Genomic DNA, 15167 nt, shown 5'->3' with positions numbered 1-15167 from the left:
AGTTGGGCCGGCAACGGCCCGACTGCATTTCCCTATGACAACCCCCGTCTCTCTTGCCCAGCGTTTTGCCGCACTCGACACCCTGCTCATAAAGCACCAGCACCTGTGGCGACCGCGCCCGTTTACCCAACTGCAGCTTGAGTGGGAACACGATCACCCTGAACTGGCCAACTGGCTGCGCGCACGAACGCTGGAACAGGCCGAGCTTGCCCACAACCAACCAGAGTTGCTCGACGCACCCGCCCCGTTCGGCGAGATCGCCAAGAGTGCGCAAACGCTTTGTTATGTTGATGGCGTATCAGTCGCGCCACACACACAGCTGAACGCGCGGCAAACGGCGGGTATTCCGGGGCGCAAGTTGCAGCAGATCGAGGCGTTCGCCCACAGCCTGCAGTTTGCCCAACCTGTCAGTCATTGGCTCGACTGGTGTGCTGGCAAGGGCCATCTTGGACGGGTACTGGCGCAAGACTCACAGCTACTGACCTGCCTTGAATACGATGCAGAACTGGTCGCAAGCGGGCAAAAGATCAGCGATCACTTAAAACGTCAGGCCCGGCATATCCAGCAAGACGTGCTCGCCGAGGATTGCCAACAACAGCTGCAACCCAGCCACACACCCGTGGCCCTGCATGCCTGCGGCGACCTGCATGTGCACCTTATGCAACTCGCCAGCAAGGCAGGTTGCCAGCAATTGGCGATTGCGCCCTGCTGCTACAACCGCACCCGCGATGAGCATTACCAGCCGTTATCCACGGCTGCAAAAGCCTCCAGCCTGCAACTATCCCGCGACGATCTCGGCCTGCCTGCCAGCGAAACCGTAACCGCTGGCGCCCGCGTGCGCAGACAACGCGACAACTCGATGGCACGACGCCTGGCATTTGATCAATTGCAGCGCCGGTTACGCGGCATCAATGAATACCTGCCCACGCCTTCTTTGCCAGCAGCCTGGCTGGATAAACCGTTCACCGACTACTGCAAAGACCTCGCCGCACTCAAAGACCTGCCCGCACCGCCCGCCGACGAAGACTGGGATGCACTGCAATCCCTCGGCTGGCAACGCCTTGCCGAAGTCCGCAATCTGGAACTGGTACGCGACCTGTTCCGCCGCCCGCTGGAAATGTGGCTGGTACTTGATCGCGCCCTGTATTTACAGGAGCACGGCTACAGCGTGACGCTAAAACGCTTCTGCCCACATGAAGTAACCCCAAGAAACCTGCTGTTACAGGCAGAACGCCTTTAACTTATCCACAAAAGCTGTGGATAAGTCAGTTGATAGTTTTTCGAAAAGGCGTCTAACACAGGCTGTACAGCCCGACAATGCGACTCAAGGTCTTTTTTAATAATTTAAAAATACTAATAAAAACAGACACTTATGAAATACCGAGGCGAGCATCACAAAAAATCTGCTGCTGCGGGCAAAATTTATCTCAGTTGTGCATAAAGAAATCCGGGCTCATTACATTTTTTATAAAATAGTTGCCAAAAGGGCCTTTACTCATCGCAACTTATCTATATAATGCGCCCCACAAATGCCGGTATAGCTCAGTTGGTAGAGCAACTGACTTGTAATCAGTAGGTCCCGAGTTCGACTCTTGGTGCCGGCACCATACAAGGTTCCAGAGAAGGCTTTCAAAATCTCTGGAACTCTCGAAAAACCCGCCTTTTGGCGGGTTTTTCGTTTTGGCGATCCATCGGCTTCCGTCAGAAACTGGAGGATTCCAACCGTTTTAAGGGTAGAGTCTGGGATACAGGTCACTTCGATAAAAGGGAGTACCCTTATGTCGCGCACCACAGCTCCGCTCTCCGACGCAGCTTGCCGCTTGGCAAAACCTACAGACCGCGCCTACGAGCTTTTTAACGGCGATGGCCTATACCTCCTAGTCCAACCCAGTGGCCGCAAAGGCTGGCGGCTCCGTTACGTCAAACCTGACGGACGGGAAGGACTGACCTCGTTCTGCAACTACCCCGTCATCGGCCTCGCCGATGCGCGCCGCAAGCGCTTGGAGGTCAAGCGAATGCTGGCGGATGGCATTGATCCCATAAAGACCAAGCACCAAGCCAAGGCGGAAGCCGTGATCAAAGGCAGAACCTTTAAAAGCGTTGCTCTAGACTGGCATACGGAAATGTCAGCCAACTGGGCACCAGGGCCACTCCAAGAGTGTGATGAGCCGCCTCAAAACCCACGTATTCCCGCTGATTGGCGCACGCGCCATTGTTGATCTCGACATCCATGACCTTATGCAGTCCTTGAAAGCGATCAAAAAGCGCGGAACGATCGACGTTGCTTTAAGGGTACAAAACTACCTGCAGAGTATCATGCGCGAGGCAAAGCGCCTCCGGCTTATCACCATAAACCTTGCTTACGATCTCGAAGGCTCGATCAAAGCCCCGCGGGTGGTATATCGCCCCGCTCTACCCTTATCGCGACTGCCGGAACTACAGGAGCGAATCGACACCTATAAAGGCCGCGCACTTACCCGGCTGACGGTCATGCTCTCGCTGCATGAGTTCGCCAACCAGATGGGGGGCGAATGTAACTCGGATGAAGGTGAAGCGGATCACTGATTGAGTCCACCCGCCCTTAGATCCCTGAGGCAATCCCGCTATGGGAGGATGCCTAAGACCTCAGGGGTCAAGATCTGAAGCCCAATCCCCGACAACAGACTTGTACCCAGCAAGAAGAGAGCTACTTTCATCAGCAAGCGAATACCACCGCCGCCTCCTTTATGACGCAACAAGTAACTGGCAACAATTTTCCGGTAAGCATCACCGTGGCTAAACGCATAGGCGATCGCTACCGCGAAGACAAACCATGCAGCGCGCTCAGGATGAGGCATTGTGATTATGGTCAACGCCAAACCGACACAAACAAAACCAATGCTATTCACTTTCTTGAAATAGCTCTTGGCGATGGCTTCATCTTCATCGTCCAGAAAGAAACTCGGTCTCATTGATATGCTCCTTTTGAGATCACAGTGCCTATCACCATGTCATCCAGTCACAGATTAAGAACTCTCCTTGACCGCTTCCCCCCGAAGCAGGCGCATTTCTCCCGCAAATCGACAGGAGCATGTCACTCCACACGAATTCGCGAACCAGACCGGAGCTAACGTCACTCGCCTAAAAGTAAAACGTGGCGCAACCGAGTAAGCGTTCGGTCTTCATATATCAGTGATCCGCTTGTCCACGCGGGTCCACTGCGGCAACTCATCCCCTCTCATAGCCGCACTGCAGCGACCTATCCGCTTGGCCATTTCACTGCGCCAACCTGCGCCCGTCTCTTTCTTCCGGAAAGAGACGGGCGCTTCTACCACTGCTGCAGCCCTGATCGCACATGGCTTTGCGGCAATCCCCTCGTGTCAATCGGCGTGACATACGCGGATGTCACCAGCAACAGCGCTGCAGATGATGGTGCCGCAGACCAGGGAAAGGACTGCACCAGACTGACAGTCAGGCATGCCCCGGTCATCGCATTGCTGCTTTCACCCGGCTCAGGATCTCGCGGCACTGGTCTCGTCAGCCAATGCAGCCTCCACCCGCCCACCGGTAACGATGCTCAGGGGGCCAGATCATGAGATGCCCTTGCTCCCGGACGTAAGGTGTCGCCAGTCCCGCGTTCGAGGACATCCCACAGGTCGCAGGGGCCTTGATCCCTGATAACACTCAGCATTCTTGGCGGGATGACGTGGGGCGAGGACTGGATAGCTGAGAATGTGGTAACCGACATGGCATTGGTGGGTAGACGCGATGGTCGTAATTTCGGCCACGGCAGGCAATTGAGCTACGCAGGGCCGCAGGCGCTGAAAGACATGTTCGGCGGCGGTCATTACGGCACGATCAAGGCGCACTGTGATCGGTGGCAGGAATTCGTCAAATGGTGCCGTTCCGAACAGGGGCCCGGTATCAATGATGCGCGGCAGATTGGTCGGGAGATGTTGGCGGATTAAGCAGCGTACCTGCGCGACCTAGTTGAGCGCGGTGATCTTGCTGTCAGCACCGCACAAAACCGGCTATCCAGTGTTAACAGGACCATGGCGGCGCTTCGCGGTGATCAGCACGTGAAGTTGCCGAGTCCGAGCAAGGCTTTGGACATGCAGCGCACCGGGGTTCGTCATTCAGTTCCACAAGGCCAGGATCGCGAGCAGGTTAAGCAGATCGTCGATGCGCTTTGCAGCCGTGACCAGAGACGGGCAGCAGTGATCGTTATGTTGGCGCGAGCCACCGGCATGCGCTTGCGAGAGGCCATCTTGGCTGACCTGCCGCGACTAAGCCGTGAGGCTAACGGCCTAGGCAGGATTAACATTCAGGATGGCACCAAAGGCGGCCGCGCCGGTGCCTCGGCGCCACGTTGGATTACAGTGGATGATCATGTTCGAGCCGCGCTTAGATTTGCACAGCAGATTTCGCCTGCGGGAAGTCGCAACCTGATTGCTCCGAGCGAAAGCTACCTGAGCATCCTGCAGGAAATCGACCGTCCTGCCCGCGACACCCTGCATGTACACAACCTCAAAGGCTTTCATGAACTCCGAGCGGCGTTCGCGTGTGAACGCTATGAGTGGATCACCCATCACCGCGGATCTATTAACGGTGGTCAATGCTGCCAGTTAGATCAACGTCTTGACCATCAAGCCCGACGGCAAATCAGTTATGAATTGGGGCACGGTCGGATCGACGTGGTCGCGGCCTACATTGGTGGGCTGGCATGAGTAAGCAATTCGATATGGAGTTGTTCTTGGCTGGAGTGCTAACCGGCGCGCACGTAACCCGAAAACGCCATGTGCGACAGGCAAAAATCATCCAGGCTGAAATTGCAGAGCGCTGGCAGCGAGAAACGCCATGGGCCTGGCAAAAAAGCATGTGGCTTGCATGAGCCACCGCAGTGATGCAACACGGTACTACTACCTGCTAACGGTCCGCCTGCTCGCTCGACGTCTAGATACGTCATGGGTTTTCAATCCCTGAGTGAGACCTGATCCTAATGGGACCATAGACACACCACCAAAGTTTACGTAGCCTCGGGCTAGGTCTTATCGCTACTTCCCCATTACTCATTGTCGCGTCTAGAACGTACTACTCAATGGGATCAAGGGATTATGCGTAGACAAGGAACGTTATGCGACACAGGTGGCGAAAAACATCACCTTATATGGTCGCCTTATAATTAGGCCTTTGAAACCAGAATGACAATCATAAACACCCACGACGGCTCGCAAATCTTGGCCTCATTTTTAGATAGCCAAGTAAATTTACTTGTAGAAAATGTAAGCCTCATAAGCCAGAGTAGTCAGTCGCGAATTTCAGACCTTTTTGCAATCTACTCTGCAATCATCGAAGACGCGATTTCAATAAGATTGCTGTGTGAGAATGGCCGTACTAACCAAGCCTACATTATCTCAAGAGCACTAATAGAACGGGTTACGAATTTCTGCTTTCTTCAGCTATGCACAGACGCGGAGTTTTCAGATTATCTTGATTACTCCTTGAACAAAGCTGGCCGAAGCCTAGATCAATCCATTGAAGTTAATGGGAAAGTTAAAGCACGCATTGCGCTCAACGGAGGAGACTTTGACCTCCCAGACGAAATCCGCGTAGCAATTGCAAAATTCACCAGTGAACGCGGAAGAGAAAAAACACGCTGGACAAATATTTCCGTCCCTGAAAGAGCTGCTTTGATCGAAGCAAAGCTAGGCAGTACTGGGTTATTCATGAGTCTACTGGCAATTTATGCCAATGCGTCAGAAGCGCTGCACGGAACCATTTACGGAGCCGTGTTTCACCTAGGAGCCTATGAGGCCAAGCCACCCCATGATCAAGAGAGCTTGGATTGCCACTTTCATCAAACGCTCTCGACCTTGTACTTAATGGCGGGAGCCAGTATAGACACGCTGTTCGGCCTTTTAGCATCACTCGGCAATGAATCCATCGATGCAGCAGCTCATACATCTAAAAATTCGTTCAAGGAGGCTGCAATTGCAACAGGGCTTGCGGTAGTCAAGGAGAATTAATATGCTTTTAGCATCAACCATATTTACTGCCAGCCTAACAACTCGCTCAAATCGTTCGCATCGCTCACTGGAACAGGCTAAAGCCCGTCCGTTAACCAAAGGTTACGCTGCACAAGGAAGCGCAACAAATTGAACCTAGAAGAAAAGCTTGAGAGCATAACCCCTCGAAGTTTACTCAAATGGATAGTTTGGATATTGGGGATCGCAACAGGCTTCTTCGGCTTTGTACTTACCTTATATCTCATGGAGTTCAACAACGGGTTCAGCAATGAAAATTCAGACTGGGGAACATTTGGAGATTTCCTCGGCGGCACATTAAATCCCATATTTGGCTTTTTAAGCCTGATTGCGCTTTTACTAACAATCGTATTACAAAGCAAAGAGCTTGAATCAACCAGAATAGAGCTTGAGCGATCCGCCTCTGCGCAAGAAAAAACCGAAGCAGCACTAAACAAACAATCTGACACACAATCAAAACAGCAGTTTGAAAATACCTTTTTCTCGTTGCTCGACCAACACAACAAAGCTCTCGAAAAAATATCCACACCAACTACAAAGTATACAAACGATCGATCAGACTTAGATATTGTTAGACTTGCCGTATTTTCGGAGAATCACTCCGATCTACAAGACGCGAAAAATGCGCTAGAAAAATATAATGGTATTTGCGGCCACTATTTTAGAGTCCTGTACCAAGTTCTGAAATTTATAGCCACAAACGTACCTGACGGAAGTATTGGCTCAGAATTTAGCCAAGAAACACTAGCCAATAGCAAGCTTGCACCAAGTGAGAAAATGTACAGCAACATCGTAAGGTCGTTTCTAAGCTATGACGCAACCCAACTACTAGCCATTAACTGCTTCTGCGCAGACAGCTCCAACACCTACTGGAACTTTAAGTTACTTATAGAGCGCTACTCATTTCTTGAGCATATGCCATTCAAAATCAAAGAAAGCGATCACGTGCTACTAGTTTCCACAAAGAATTTTTATGAAAAAAATGCATTCGGGCGAACCCAGTTCAAAACTAGTTCGGAAAAATTATAACTAGTTGCTCTCTGGCCCCGTAAAAGCTACGCTTTTGTTCGCCTGCTAGCTGAATTTTTAGGATCCAGGAGGTATCACAGTTAGGCAATGAGCGCTTCGTAAGGTGGCAAGGGCAAACTATTAGCCAACTCTCTACCGCCCTCTCTTGTTTTCTGGACTGTCAGTGGGGGGCCTAGGCTTTCTCTTTTCTCTTCTGCGTGATGCTTCATTCAAACCCACAGGGATATTGGCTTTACTATTTCTACTCGCCTTCCTATCGCTGCTTGTTGCATCTATTTCTGGCTCCGCAGCCGTGGTAACACGTCTGTTTGACTTCCGTCTTACCGCTCAAAATTGCGCAACACGAATAGTGAACCGTTAACACTATTTGGCACAGACTCCTCAGGATATGGCAAAGCCACATGGATACTATTCTGGGTCTTCTTAATGTTCTTCTCTATTGGTATATTACTAAGCAGCGTAGTAGTAGGAACCTTTTATTTCGCTGGTATGTTCTGCGCCATTGGCTCCTAACAACTCGCCAAACTCCCGCTAATTTATCCGATCGGATAGCCAGAAGTACGCTTTTGTCTACTCGTTAGCTTAATTATTATGCACAAAGGTGAACCTGTGCCACTCAGCCAAGAAGCGCATCAATTTCTGATAAATGAAATGTGCGTAGACATCCAAGATCTGACAGAGAAGATCGACAGTTTAGGTTGCGACAGTCATGTAGGCGATATTTACAGAATGATCGAGAGCTTCTTCATCTCTTTAAATAAAGAGGGTGCCGAAGAAGAGATTCAGAGAAATTTCTTAAATTACGAGCACCTCTTTGAAAATGAACATGCTTACGCAATCATCGATCCAATTCGACATGCATTTGCTGGATTTGCGTGCGACGGGCTTTACCAGCTCTTTACTAGACAAGAGAACGAAGCATGGTACCCAAGAGTACTTTTAACCAAAGAGCTAAAGCCTAACGACATCGCAACCCTTGCGGAAACTGTTGAAATCTACCGAGGTTGCGGCATAAAAGAACACATAATCCAAAAATATGGCCAGTCTTGGTCTACCTCTAAAAATGTAGCTGAGCAATTTGCATATGTGCACTACCAAAACCAACCATGGTTTAACATCCAAGACCGCGCAGTACTGCAGTCCACAATCTCCAAGACAGCTATTTTTTACTCGAAGCAAGAATGTGAGTTTGAAATTGTGGTAAACGTGAACTTACTAGGCGAAGTTCAAGCATGCCCATAACGATTCGCTCAACTATCGCTTGTTTCATTCGCTGCACATCAAAGAACTACGCTCTTGCCTGACCGATAGCAGCCTTTAAGCAACGGTAGCTGGGTCGTTTGCTGTTGCTTAGCATAGCTGGAGAGGCGCTCGTTTTTTACTCAAGCACGACATCCTGCCATGCCTCAAGGGCAATAGATCTTAGCTTGGCTTTGCCTGCGTATATGATCGAATGAATGCTAAAGGATAGTTTTAGAGATAGAGAACTTCAGCTCAAAAAAATAAATCATTATAAAAAATGTACTTATGTATACCTTCGACTCCTGGTGCCGCACCATACAAAAAAAAAGCCCACAGCGATGTGGGCCTTTTTTGTTGCCTGCGATTTATCACTGCCTGCTGCCAGTCAGGGTTGCTTGCTGTTCACGATGCCTGCCATGCTCGGCCACAATGCATTTTCAAATCCCAGAGGCGATATGAGCACGCAACAGGTAGTTATCGAAGACTGGAATGGCGACGGCGGTATCCGCATTCCGGATGCGGCACTTCAGGAATTGGGCGTTGATGTGGGCGATTCGTTGTATCTGATTGAAGAATTCGTTGGCACAACTCGTTGCCTGGTTCTTAGCAAAACACCGCGCATCCCTGATCGTATGGATGAATTGGTTGAGGCGTGGGACAAGGGGCAATAAGGCCTTGTGAGCCTGATATCAGCTAAAACGCTTAGGCACATCTGCAGACAGGCATCATCAAGCCGGCCGATACGCGTCAACTAAGCTCGCCATATCATCAGCGAGCGCTGCAATCTGAGCATTCGCTACTTTTCGCTCGGCGAATACCCGCAAACCGATGATTTGCGCTTGCAGGAGTCGCGCAAGCCTTGCGCAATCGACATCGGCGCGCAGCTCGCCAGCATCCTTTGCCCGCTCCAGCGCTTTACCAATACGTTGCTCGATTTGCGTCAGCACCGCATCCACTTTGTCGTGCAAGGCGGCGTCTTCAGGGTTTATTTCGAGCAGGGTTTTCACCAGCATGCATGCCTGCGCCGGCGGCTGCGTCTCGGTGTTGCAGGCCTGTGCGAACGAGCGCAAATAACACTTCAACCCTTCCAGCACTGCGGGGGCGGCGTCCAGCGTTTGCTGGAAGGTGTCGGCTGTGCGCGCGACATAGGCATCCAGCGCTTCGGCGAACAGGCCGCTCTTGCTGCCAAACGTGGCGTACAAGCTACCTGGCCGCATATCCAGCGCCAGCTCGATGTGCTTCATCGACGAGGCGTAATAGCCCCGCGACCAGAACAGTTCTACCGCCCGATCCAGAGCAACTTGACGATCAAAACGAGCAATACGCGGCATGGCTGTCTCTGCATAAAGGCTGTTGGGCAGCATCATTGATAATTGAGCGATCACTCAATTATAGCTTGATAGCGGTGAACTCCTCAATTAAGGTGAAGTCATATTTGAACGATCACTCAAAAAGGATCAGCACATGTCTACTTTCAAATTGCATGACCAAAACACAGCTCCTGAAGCCTCTAAACCTTTGCTGGAAAACTCGCAGAAAGCCTTTGGCATGGTTCCCGGCTTGCACGCGGTAATGGCCGAGTCGCCCGGCCTGCTGGAGGGTTATCAGGTTCTGCACAACCTGTTCCTCAACAGTAGCTTTACTGCAGAGGAGCAAACTGTTGTCTGGCAGAGCATCAACGTCGAGCACAATTGCCACTATTGCGTTCCGGCGCATACCGGCATCGCCAAGGCGATGAAGGTGTCTGACGAAATAAGCAATGCGTTGCGCGATGAAACGCCGCTACCAACGCCTAAGCTGGAAGCACTGCGCGACTTCACGCTGGCCATGGTTCGCCAGCGTGGTGAGCTGCAAACATCGCAGATTGAAGACTTCTACGCGGCAGGCTTCAGCCAGCAAAACGTATTGGAAGTGATTTTGGCGCTCAGCCAGAAGGTGATGAGCAACTACACCAACCACGTTGCCCAAACCCCAATTGATGCCGCTTTCAAAAGCTTCGCCTGGGAAAAGAAATAACCGCTACCGACAGTGTTAATCAATGATTGAAGCGCAGGAGCAACAGATGAGCGAGCCAACAGCCGCACCGATTATCGTGTTCGACGTAAACGAAACCCTGCTCGATATAGACACACTCGCGCCACTGTTCGAGCGGGTGTTTGGCGACGCAACGGTGTTACGCGAATGGTTCGCCCAGCTGATTCTCTACTCACAAACGCTGACCCTCAGCGGCCGTTACTGCCCGTTTGGCGAGCTCGGCGTTGGCACGCTGCACATGCTTGGCACCCAGCACGGCAAAACCATTAACGATGCCGACATTGCCGAACTGAAACAGCGCATGGGCAACATGCCCGCCCACGCCGATGCTTTACCTGCGCTGAAGATGCTGCGTGATGCGGGTTTTCGCCTGGTGACACTCACAAATTCGGCGAGCAGCGCATCGCCCACAGCACTTGAGCGAGCTGGGCTGGCGGAGTTCTTTGAGCAGACCTTCAGCGTCGAGTCGGTTAAAAAGTTTAAGCCCGCGCCCGAAACCTATGCCCATGTTGCGGATCAACTGCAGGTACCTGCTGCCAGTTTGACGCTGGTAGCCTGTCATTTATGGGACACCATCGGCGCGCAGTCTGCGGGCTGGCAGGGTGCGTTTATCACGCGGCTGCATAACACCCTGCTGCCGGCAGCCGAAGTACCAACGCCTAATTTTGTCGCGGCGGATTTAACCGAGCTTGCGAGCCAGTTGATTGACCGACTACGCGCTTGAATAGCGGACTAATCTGCGTTGTTTCAGCGTCACGACAATCAACTGCAACGCCCGGTTTATCTCGCTCTGCGCGATTAACGTATTGAAACTCTAACCTGTTAAAAATAGGTATCTGCAATGGACGATCAAACAACCTATACACCGCCCGCAGTCTGGAAGTGGGACAAACAGAACGGCGGTGCATTCTCCAGCATCAACCGGCCGATCTCCGGCCCCACGCACGACAAGGACCTGCCGATTGGCAAGCACCCGCTGCAACTCTATTCACTGGCTACGCCCAACGGCGTGAAAGTCACGGTGATGCTTGAAGAGTTGTTGGCACTGGGCCACAGCGGCGCCGAATACGACGCGTGGCTGATCAAGATTTCCGACGGCGATCAATTCTCCAGCGGCTTTGTCGAGGTCAATCCGAACTCGAAGATTCCGGCGATGATGGATCACAGCACAACGCCGCCGACCCGTCTTTTCGAGTCGGGCTCGATTCTGCTGTACCTGGCCGAGAAGTTTGATGCGCTGCTGTCGAAAGACCCCAAAGCCCGCGCTGAAACCATTAACTGGCTGTTCTGGCAGATGGGCAGCGCGCCGTATCTTGGCGGCGGTTTCGGTCATTTCTACGCGTACGCGCCGAGCAAAATCGAATACGCCATCGACCGTTTCACCATGGAGGTCAAACGCGAACTGGATGTACTCGACCGCCGCCTGGCCGACAATACTTACCTGGCGGGCGACGAATACAGCATTGCTGATGTCGCCATCTGGCCATGGTACGGCGTTCTAGCGCTTGGCGGTCTGTACGATGCCGCCACATTCCTCGATGTGAAAAGCTACAAGAACGTGCAGCGTTGGGCCAAGGCCATTGCCGAACGCCCCGCTGTGAAACGCGGCCGCATGGTTAACCGTACGTGGGGCGAGGCCAGCGAGCAGCTGCTGGAGCGCCACGCAGCCAGCGACTTCGACAACATTGGCGGATAACACTGGTAAATGACGGCGACCGTAAAGCGGGCGCCGTCACTCCATCACCCGCCTCCTGCCAAATTCCCCGCCCCTGTTCAGCCCTCTTCCTGCGCGCGCACGTCGCCATTGCGCTAAAAAATGCTCCCCGCGTACGCCTGCGCATTGACGCTCGATTTTACGACGCCCTAAAAAAACTGCTATAGACTCAAATTCTGAAAACCGACGCGGCCAATGCCAGCGGCTAACCTCGCTACAGCTGGGCTGGCGAGTGCGGCGTAATGGATTAATCGACAGAGAAGGGAGTCATATGAAAGCACTCAAACTGTTAGTGATTGGATTGGCATTGGCCTCTGGCTTCAGCCACGCCGATGAGAAAACCGGTGTCGGCAAGAACGGCGTAGCGCTCGCCTCAAGCCCGGCATTCACGGCTGAAGGCGGCGAGAAAGTGACGATGGAGAATGTCGTCCGCGCTGAAACCGCCAAATATTTCGCCGAAGAAACCATCAAGACCGGCCCCAACAAATTCCGCCATGAGCGCCAGGGTATCCAACTGGATAATCAAACCATCATTCGCTCAAATTTTGACCTGATCTATTCCTATGCAGTGTTCGACGCCTCCAAAGGACTGAGCGTGACCGTGCCGCCCTACGACCTGTATCAGTCCGTACAGATTTTCGACGGTAACTCGATCACGTTGGGCGTGGTTTATCCGGGCGAAACGATGAAAATCAGCCCGGACCAACTGACTGTTGGCGACCACGTGTACTTGTTTATGCGCACTCAACCGCCCTCACTCGACGAAGCCGGCATGAACAAGCTGCACGAGCGCCAAGACTCAGTCGTGGTCGAGGCTGGCTCGGCGGAACCGTACGTGCCCGAGGTTAAGTACGACCTGGCGTCGTTCAACACGCTGCGCGATGACTTGATCAAACGCGCACCGAAAGAAACCGTGATCTGGAAAGGCTTCGTCGAAAGCCTCGACGCCATTGAGTCGCCGTATTACCAGATGACCAACCTGGCCGGCTGGGCTGGCTTGCCGGCGACTCAGGCGCACTACTTCGTGGTATTGCCGGGCGACAAGGCAGCGGCTGATGGCAAGCCTTCGAGCATGACATTCAAGGCGCCAGATTTGCAGTACGACCGCAAAGGCTACTGGTCGTTGACTGTTTATGATGCCGACGGCTGGGTGGTCAGCAAACCGTTCAAGATCAGCTCGCTCGAAGCCGAACCCAATGCAGACGGCAGCTACACCCTGAACTTCAATGGTCCGGAAGGGACGCCGAACAATCTGCAGGTTCCGAAGAACTGGAATGCCTTGTTCCGTGCTTACCTGCCCAAGTCGCGCGACAGCATTCTCGCCTTCGAGAAAGACCTGACCGACAACCACAAACCCACAGCCGCAAAACCCTGAAAACAGTCGCCTCACGACAAATCAAGGCCCGCATTGACGCGGGTCTTGTATTTGGTCCGGCTGAAAATGCTAGCCTGAGCGTACCGATCACTGGCACTGGAAGCTTATGCGCGCGCACACAGAGCCCCTTAATTTCTGCAAATCTGCCCGGTTGCCAGCGCACTGGCTGGCCATGCTGTTTGCCCTGCTCACCGGCGGACTGGCAGGTTGCAGCTCATTGCCCAGTTTGACCACGCGGCCTGAGTCAATGGCTTTGGGCCAGGACGAAGCGCAAAACACCCGTCTGGGCAAGGCATTGCAACCACTTGTCAGCAGCCATCCGGGGGAGTCCGGGATTTACCCGCTGGACAATCCGCGTGACGCCTTCGCCGCACGCGTGCTGCTGGCAAACGCCGCCGAGCGCACGCTGGATGTGCAGTATTACATTTGGCGTGGCGACACCACCGGCACCTTGCTGATGCAGGCGCTGCTTGATGCCGCCGAGCGGGGTGTGCGCGTACGCCTGCTGCTGGACGATAACGGCACCAGCGGCATCGACCGCGAACTTGCCGCCCTCGACAGCCATGCCAACATCGAAGTGCGCCTGTTCAACCCGTTTCGCACCCGTTCGGCGAAGTGGACCGGATTTATCACCGACTTCAAGCGCTCCAACCGGCGCATGCACAATAAATCATTCACCGCCGATAACCGGGCCAGCATCATTGGCGGGCGCAACGTTGGTGATGCCTACTTTGGCGCAACCGACGGCGTTCTGTTTGCGGACCTGGATGTCATCTCGGTCGGGCCAGTGGTGAGCGATGTGTCCAGCAGCTTTGACCGCTACTGGGCCAGCGAGTCGGCCTATGCGGTGAACGACTTTCTGCCCAAGGCTGACGCGGCCGAGCGCGAAGCTATTGGCGCAGCGGCCACTTCCATCGAACACAATTCCAAGGCCAATGCCTACGTAACAGCCCTGAAAAACCTGCCCTTTATCAGCAAACTGCTCGATGGTGAACTGGAGTTGATTTGGGCCAGTACCCGCATGGTCAGTGACGATCCAGCCAAAGGATTAGGCAAGGCTGCGCCCGATGGATTGCTCATCAACAGAATCAGCAACATTCTGGTCGCCCCCACTCATCACGTAGAGTTGGTATCTCCTTACTTTGTCCCGACCAAAGTTGGGGTCGACGCGTTTAGCGAGCTGAGCCAAAGCGGGGTCAAAGTGCGCGTGCTAACTAACGCCTTCGAGGCCACCGATGTGCCCGCGGTGCATGCGGGCTACGCGAAATCGCGCAAAGACTTGCTCAACGCCGGCATCGAGATTTACGAAGTACGCAGGCTCGCTCCGACCAGCAAGCAGGCCAAAGGCCGCAACTCATTCGGCAGCAACGGCTCCAGCCTTCACGCAAAAACTTTCGCCGTGGACGGCTCGCGGGTATTTGTTGGCTCTTTCAACTTCGACCCACGCTCGGCCAACCTCAACACCGAACTCGGTTTCGTCATCGACAGCCCACATCTGGCGCAACGCATGCAAGTAGCTTTCGACCGTGACCTGCGCCAGTTCGCCTATCAGCTTAAGCTCGATGAGCAAGGCAATATCATCTGGCTCGAACAAGACGCCGATCGGCAAATTATCCACACCAAAGAGCCAGGCAGCAGCGTGTGGTCACGCAGCATGGTGGGTTTCCTGTCGATTCTGCCTATCGACTGGATGCTTTGAGGGCACGGCGCTCAGGCTGAAAATACGCTGCAAAAAGCCGGACACGAGCAC

12 protein-coding genes, 1 tRNA gene and 3 pseudogenes are annotated in these 15167 nt (G+C 53.2%); 14 read left to right on the top strand and 2 right to left on the bottom strand.

Annotation, left to right across the window (positions count from 1 at the left end):
• The first annotated feature begins 34 nt into the window (after nt 1-34).
• The 3 genes and pseudogenes from PMYSY11_RS01865 to PMYSY11_RS01855 all read left to right on the top strand — a co-directional run.
• Nucleotides 35-1240, top strand: a complete 1206-nt coding sequence (locus PMYSY11_RS01865) for a methyltransferase (RefSeq protein ID WP_150548165.1) — start codon at nt 35-37, stop codon at nt 1238-1240.
• Nucleotides 1241-1531: 291 nt separating this feature from the next.
• A tRNA-Thr gene (locus PMYSY11_RS01860) sits at nt 1532-1607 on the top strand.
• A gap of 171 nt (nt 1608-1778) precedes the next feature.
• Nucleotides 1779-2512: pseudogene (locus PMYSY11_RS01855) on the top strand (tyrosine-type recombinase/integrase); the annotation flags it as partial.
• Between the two features lie 91 nt (nt 2513-2603).
• On the opposite strand, the gene PMYSY11_RS01850 reads toward PMYSY11_RS01855, so the two are convergent.
• A complete protein-coding gene (locus tag PMYSY11_RS01850; RefSeq protein WP_150548164.1) occupies nt 2604-2951 on the bottom strand; it encodes a hypothetical protein in 348 nt (115 codons plus the stop codon).
• A gap of 774 nt (nt 2952-3725) precedes the next feature.
• On the opposite strand from PMYSY11_RS01850, the pseudogene PMYSY11_RS01845 reads away from it, so the two are divergent.
• The 6 genes and pseudogenes from PMYSY11_RS01845 to PMYSY11_RS01820 all read left to right on the top strand — a co-directional run bounded on the left by PMYSY11_RS01845 (nt 3726) and on the right by PMYSY11_RS01820 (nt 8965).
• Nucleotides 3726-4706: pseudogene (locus tag PMYSY11_RS01845) on the top strand (integrase domain-containing protein).
• Nucleotides 4703-4962: pseudogene (locus PMYSY11_RS01840) on the top strand (hypothetical protein). Before PMYSY11_RS01845 ends, PMYSY11_RS01840 begins: the two co-directional pseudogenes overlap by 4 nt.
• Before the next feature lie 218 nt (nt 4963-5180).
• On the top strand, nt 5181-6005 hold the full coding sequence (locus PMYSY11_RS01835) for a DUF5677 domain-containing protein (protein WP_150548163.1): 825 nt from the start codon (nt 5181-5183) through the stop codon (nt 6003-6005).
• 129 nt (nt 6006-6134) lie between these two features.
• On the top strand, nt 6135-7052 hold the full coding sequence (locus PMYSY11_RS01830; RefSeq protein ID WP_150548162.1) for a putative phage abortive infection protein: 918 nt from the start codon (nt 6135-6137) through the stop codon (nt 7050-7052).
• Between the two features lie 591 nt (nt 7053-7643).
• The gene (locus PMYSY11_RS01825) at nt 7644-8294 is read left to right on the top strand and encodes a hypothetical protein (protein WP_150548161.1); all 651 of its coding nucleotides are present in this window, start codon (nt 7644-7646) and stop codon (nt 8292-8294) included.
• A 455-nt stretch (nt 8295-8749) separates the two neighbouring features.
• Nucleotides 8750-8965 carry an AbrB/MazE/SpoVT family DNA-binding domain-containing protein gene (locus tag PMYSY11_RS01820; RefSeq protein ID WP_090515921.1) on the top strand — a complete coding sequence of 72 codons (216 nt, stop codon included), beginning with the start codon at nt 8750-8752 and terminating at the stop codon, nt 8963-8965.
• A gap of 57 nt (nt 8966-9022) precedes the next feature.
• Here the strand turns inward: PMYSY11_RS01820 and PMYSY11_RS01815 are convergent, their stop codons facing one another.
• A complete protein-coding gene (locus PMYSY11_RS01815; protein ID WP_150548160.1) occupies nt 9023-9625 on the bottom strand; it encodes a TetR/AcrR family transcriptional regulator in 603 nt (200 codons plus the stop codon).
• Between the two features lie 133 nt (nt 9626-9758).
• On the opposite strand from PMYSY11_RS01815, the gene PMYSY11_RS01810 reads away from it, so the two are divergent.
• The 5 genes from PMYSY11_RS01810 (at nt 9759) to PMYSY11_RS01790 (ending at nt 15116) form a co-directional block, all read left to right on the top strand.
• The gene (locus PMYSY11_RS01810) at nt 9759-10310 is read left to right on the top strand and encodes a carboxymuconolactone decarboxylase family protein (protein WP_069902395.1); all 552 of its coding nucleotides are present in this window, start codon (nt 9759-9761) and stop codon (nt 10308-10310) included.
• Between the two features lie 46 nt (nt 10311-10356).
• Nucleotides 10357-11052 (top strand): haloacid dehalogenase type II, encoded by a 696-nt coding sequence (locus PMYSY11_RS01805; protein WP_150548159.1) that lies wholly within the window; start codon nt 10357-10359, stop codon nt 11050-11052.
• A gap of 117 nt (nt 11053-11169) precedes the next feature.
• A complete protein-coding gene (yghU, locus tag PMYSY11_RS01800) occupies nt 11170-12024 on the top strand; it encodes a glutathione-dependent disulfide-bond oxidoreductase (RefSeq protein WP_150548158.1) in 855 nt (284 codons plus the stop codon).
• A gap of 289 nt (nt 12025-12313) precedes the next feature.
• Entirely contained in the window at nt 12314-13417 is a 1104-nt protein-coding gene (locus PMYSY11_RS01795; RefSeq protein WP_150548157.1) for a DUF1254 domain-containing protein, read from the top strand.
• 106 nt (nt 13418-13523) lie between these two features.
• Complete coding sequence (locus PMYSY11_RS01790; RefSeq protein WP_150548156.1) at nt 13524-15116, top strand: phospholipase D family protein; 1593 nt, start codon at nt 13524-13526, stop codon at nt 15114-15116.
• Nucleotides 15117-15167 lie beyond the last annotated feature (51 nt).

The sequence above is a fragment of the Pseudomonas marincola genome, assembly GCF_900682675.2.
Taxonomy (GTDB): Bacteria; Pseudomonadota; Gammaproteobacteria; order Pseudomonadales; family Pseudomonadaceae; genus Aquipseudomonas; species Aquipseudomonas marincola.
This window is presented reverse-complemented; position numbering and strand designations above follow the sequence as displayed.